At 52.0% G+C, this 4,786-nt stretch carries 3 protein-coding genes; all 3 read right to left on the reverse strand.

Annotated features, from left to right (window positions below):
• Positions 1 to 375: 375 nt before the first annotated feature.
• Positions 376 to 1,380, reverse strand: coding sequence for a tryptophan--tRNA ligase (gene trpS / locus COY37_RS10305; protein ID WP_286677692.1), 1,005 nt, complete (start codon positions 1,378 to 1,380; stop codon positions 376 to 378).
• Positions 1,381 to 1,467: 87 nt separating this feature from the next.
• On the reverse strand, positions 1,468 to 2,076 hold the full coding sequence (locus tag COY37_RS10310; RefSeq protein ID WP_286677691.1) for a site-2 protease family protein: 609 nt from the start codon (positions 2,074 to 2,076) through the stop codon (positions 1,468 to 1,470).
• Positions 2,077 to 4,713 carry a CBS domain-containing protein gene (locus COY37_RS10315; protein WP_286977488.1) on the reverse strand — a complete coding sequence of 879 codons (2,637 nt, stop codon included), beginning with the start codon at positions 4,711 to 4,713 and terminating at the stop codon, positions 2,077 to 2,079. It abuts the gene before it with no gap.
• Positions 4,714 to 4,786: the final 73 nt, after the last annotated feature.

Below are 4,786 nucleotides of genomic sequence, written 5' to 3' on the forward strand. Positions count from 1 at the left end.
GCTTTAATCTACCTTCCTAAGAAGAATCTTTCAAATCTATCAACCGCATATAAACCATCCGTCTCACTCAGGTTATCTAAGCTTAGACCCTCCTGCATAAAAAGAAGGTTTCCGCACCCAAGATTCTTCAGTCGCTTTGCTCCTTCAGAATGACAATCAATTGCTAATCACTCCTTCAGGATGACAACTAAGCGCCGTTCACTGTTTGCTATAAGAATGACAATTAATCGCCGTTCACTGTTTGCTATAAGAATGACATCTAATCGCCGTTCACTGTTTGCTATAAGAATGACAATTAATCGCTATTTGCTCCTTCAGAATGACATCTAGCGGACGCTGCCATCTCATTACTTCACTATGCAACCGATGTGGACCCTAAACAACCGTTGTTTCTGAGAAAATGTTTAGCTTGCTTCTAACATCGTGAATCGTGCTGCGGCAGATCGGGCGCACCTGGTGAAGACCCTCGCGCAGTACCTCGTTGACGATTCCCGGCTCTTTTTCGATTTCGGCGCGGCGCTCTCTGAAGCCCGCCAGCGAGTCTATGATCTTATCCGCCAGCTCACGCTTGCAGGCCATGCAACCCCATGCGGCCTCGTGACACTTTGTCTCGATTTCTTGCAGCTCGGCGTTAGACGAGTAAACGTGGTGCGTCGGGTAAACCACCATGCAGGCCTCCGTGCTGCCCGGATCGGTCTTTTTCTGCCTGGCCGGGTCGGTTATCATCTGGTTTACTTTCGCCCTTATCGTATCGGGATCATCCGAGAGGAAGATCGAATTACCATAGCTTTTGCTCATCTTCCTGCCATCGATTCCGAGGAGCCGTTTTACCGGGGATAACAACGCCTCCGGCTCGTCGAAGTAGTCGCCGTACAGGAAGTTAAATCTGCGAACGATCTCTCTCCCCAGCTCAAGGTGCGGAAGCTGGTCTTCACCCACCGGCACCAGGTTTCCCTTTGGCAGTATTATATCCGCTGTCTGCAGAACAGGATAGCTCAAAAAGCCAGCCGTTTGTATATCTTTCGATGTTATCTCCCGGAGCATTTCTTTATAAGTCGGGTTCCGCTCGAGCCACGACACCGGCGTTATCATTGTGAGGTACACAAAAAGCTCCGCCACCTCGGGGATATCGGATTGTTTATAGATAAAACATTTCTTGGGGTCGAGCCCGACCGCGAGCCAATCGATCACCATCTCGCGAGTATCCTCGGATATCCCGCCCACATCATCGAATTTAGTCGTGAGGGCGTGCCAATCGGCCACAAAAAAGAGACACTGATACTGGTCCTGCAGTCTCACCCAGTTTTGTAAGGTGCCAAAATAATGCCCAAGGTGCAACCTGCCGGTAGGCCGCTGCCCGCTTACCACTCGTTTAGTCAAAAATCATCCAACTCCTTGCAAGCAAAATCTATTGGTATCAAAATCTATTGGTATACATTATATCAGGTTAAGCGCTATTGTTCCCCGCTATGAGACCGGAATGCCGAACATTACCAACTTCAACATAAACTGAAGCGGTACGCCCAGCACCACCCCGGTGAATCCCGGGACGATGAAGAGCAGTAGAATGAGCACCAGCATCCCGTACTGCTCGAAGTGGTACCAGCTTTGCTGCCACTGGCGCGGCAGAAAATAAGGGATTATCTTCGAGCCGTCGAGCGGCGGGATCGGGAGCAGGTTAAATATACCGAGCATGACGTTAATTTGAACCGTTACTTCGAGTAACAGCTTTAGAACATCGGGCATCGGAAAATAAAACAGCCTGGCCAGCAAAAACGCTGCGATGAAGTTGGCCGCAGGGCCGGCTATGCCGACAAACACCATGTCTCTTGCGGGATTTTTAAAACGATACGGGTTTACCGGTACGGGCTTCGCCCATCCGAAGCCGATAACGATAAGGCTGATCGTACCAAGTGGGTCCAGGTGCTTTATTGGGTTGAGCGAGAGCCGCCCCTTTTCTTTTGCGGTTGTATCGCCGAACATGTAGGCAACCTGGCCGTGCATAAATTCGTGTACCGTAACGGCGATAAGAAGTGCGGGGATCCTTAGAAGGTAAATTATTCCCTGAAAGTCCAATTAGTTGTTCAACTCCCCGGTAAGGTGACCGAAACGCTCGGCCACGAATTTAAGTTCCTCTTCAGGCGTCTCGGCTTTTCCGTCGAGTTTGGCCGCGAGAAGTTCTCTTAACACGATATTATACATCGGCGAAGGTGGAAATCCCATTTTTCGCAGGGTACGGCCATCCACCGATAGCCGTACCCCTTTTAGGCTTGTTAGATAATAGTGAATTAGTTTCTGCGCTTTCTGTTTTAAGGCAAGGGCATAGGCAAAGACCAGCGCTTCTGGTGAGAGCGGGTGTAAAATCTTGTAGATTGCGCTATTCTTCATCCTCAGCTCGGCCTCAAGCTCTTTTACGGCTTGCGGCACCTCGAGCACCATTTCGGTCAACCTTGCCCTGTCGGCCTTTCGCAGCTTCATCCGTTCACACCATGCATCCGGCCCCTCCCCGGATAACCCTCGCAGGAGAGCCGCCAGGTAAATCAGGCGTTTTTGGATGCCCGCCGCGAAGTGATGGTCGAGTTCGCGGACCGCTTCGTCTATCCCGGTAAATAATGACTTGAGGCTGTTATCGACGACGATACTCGGCTCGAGGATTTTAAGCGCATCCAGGTCACTTAGCCTTTTTAGCACCTTAAATGGGGTGTCTTCGGCGAGGATAAGCATTAGCTCGTCACGTATTCTATAGTCTGATAGATGGCCGATGGGGTCCATATCGACGGCTTTTCGCAGGAGTTCCTCGGTGCCCGATTCAAGCTTGAACCCCAGGCGCTGTTCGAAGCGAACACCCCTAAAGATGCGTGTCGGGTCTTCGATAAAACTAAGGTTATGCAAAATCCTGATGCGCCCGTTTTTAAGGTCGCGCTGGCCGTTAAAGAAATCTAGGAGCTTGCCGTAATCTTTTGCGTTGAGACTTACCGCCATTGCATTGATGCTAAAATCCCGTCGCGCCAGGTCCTGGCGAATGGATGTCGGCTCGACCTGGGGCAGGGCTGCGGGTCGTTCGTAAAACTCGGCACGGGCCGAGGCGAAATCCACCCTGAACTCGTGCGGCCCGATGACCACCGCGGTGCCGAATTTGTGGTGCGCCCGTATCCGTGCGCCTGATTTTTCGGCCACAAGTTTTGCGAATTCTATCGCATCACCCTCGACGACGATGTCGACATCCAGGTTCCGATGGTTAAGAAGTAGATCGCGCACGATTCCCCCAACAAGATACACCGAATACCCCGCCTCGTCCGCCAGGTCGCCCACCTCGCGCAAAAACACCTGGACATCCGTCGGAAGCAGCGTTTTTATCTTCTGGGCGATCTCGCCACGGCTGTATTGCGGCTTTGCCGTCTGCATGGTTTTCGACCTGTTAAAGTAATCGATACCGCCGAGCGCTTTTAAGACATCGGTGCGGCTGATAATACCGATGACCTTATCATCCTCAACAACCGGGACGCGGCCGATATCCTCGTCGCTTAAGAGCCTCTGGATATCGGGAAGCGGCGTATCGGGCGAAACCGGCTCGATACGATGCATCATAAATCCCTTAACCGGCGCATGGCTCAAGCCGTGGTGGGCGGCTTTATCGATCTCGCGCCTGCCGATTAGGCCAACGAGTTTGCCGTCCTCAACAACCGGTAGGCCACTGTATCCGTACCGGATCATCAGCTTGTTCGCTTCGCGTATGGTAATATCGGCGCCGACCGTCCTCACCGGCGTCGACATGATCTGCCGCGCAACCGGGGGCTTCTTAATGTGGTCGGAAAGCTCCCGGATAAGACGCTGCTCGACTGTGTTTATGTCGGTATCTTTTAGCGTCGCCGAAGCGGCCTGAGCGTGGCCTCCCCCGCCCATCTCCTCAAGGATTTTCCCTACATCGACCAAATCGGTACGGCTCCTGCCGATGATATAGACATGGTCATCCTGGGAGAGAACGGCGAATATCACCTCGATGTTTTCGATGTCGGCGATCTTATGCACTACCACCGAGCCACCCTCGATATATTCGGTCACCACAGCCTTCGTGAGTATCACGGGAATCCCATGGATATCGATAACGCTGGCGGCGTGAAGCAGCCGGTCGAACAACTGGTGCTGCTCGGGGCTGAGCGCCGGGTTTAGAAACCGGTATATCATATCGATGTTGGCCTTGTTGGCCATTAAAAACGCGAGCGCATCCGCATCATCGTAGGTCGTCGTCTTAAAGGTGAGCGACCCGGTATCTTCATGTATCCCAAGTGCAAAAAGCGTTGCCTCGAACGGGGTTATCGGGATGCCTTTATCCCTGATAATGTCGACAAGAATGGTGGTTGTCGCCCCCACCTTCTCCGAGAAATCCCTGGCAATAGGCACATCCTCAGATGTCGGTGGATGATGGTCGAAGATGAATACCTCAACCCCCGGCTTATACGCAAGGTCCTGCAGCTCGCCGAGGCGCCGACCGATTTTCGTATCGACAACGATCAGCCGCGAAACGGTTTTTTTATCTATATATTTGACATCATAGGTTTCGATCACGTCGTCATGCAGCGCCAAAAAATCCCTGACGTTGCGGTTCTGCGCCCCGCCCAGCACGATTTTAGCGTCGGGATAGATTTTCTGGGCCGCGACCATAGCTGCAAACGAATCAAAATCCGTATTTGCGTGACTTACGATTAGTTCCATTATTTATACCAGGGGACGTTGTTTCCTTTGAGTCCTAACTCGTCGAGTTAGGACTCAAAGGAAACAACGTCCC

This window comes from Candidatus Aquicultor secundus (assembly GCF_002791875.1).
Classification (GTDB): Bacteria; Actinomycetota; Aquicultoria; order Aquicultorales; family Aquicultoraceae; genus Aquicultor_A; species Aquicultor_A secundus.

Coding starts and splice junctions, on each gene's coding strand:
- COY37_RS10315 (WP_286977488.1), bottom strand. CDS start 4,713: ATGGAACTAATCGTAAGTCACGCAAATACGGATTTTGATTCGTTTGCA.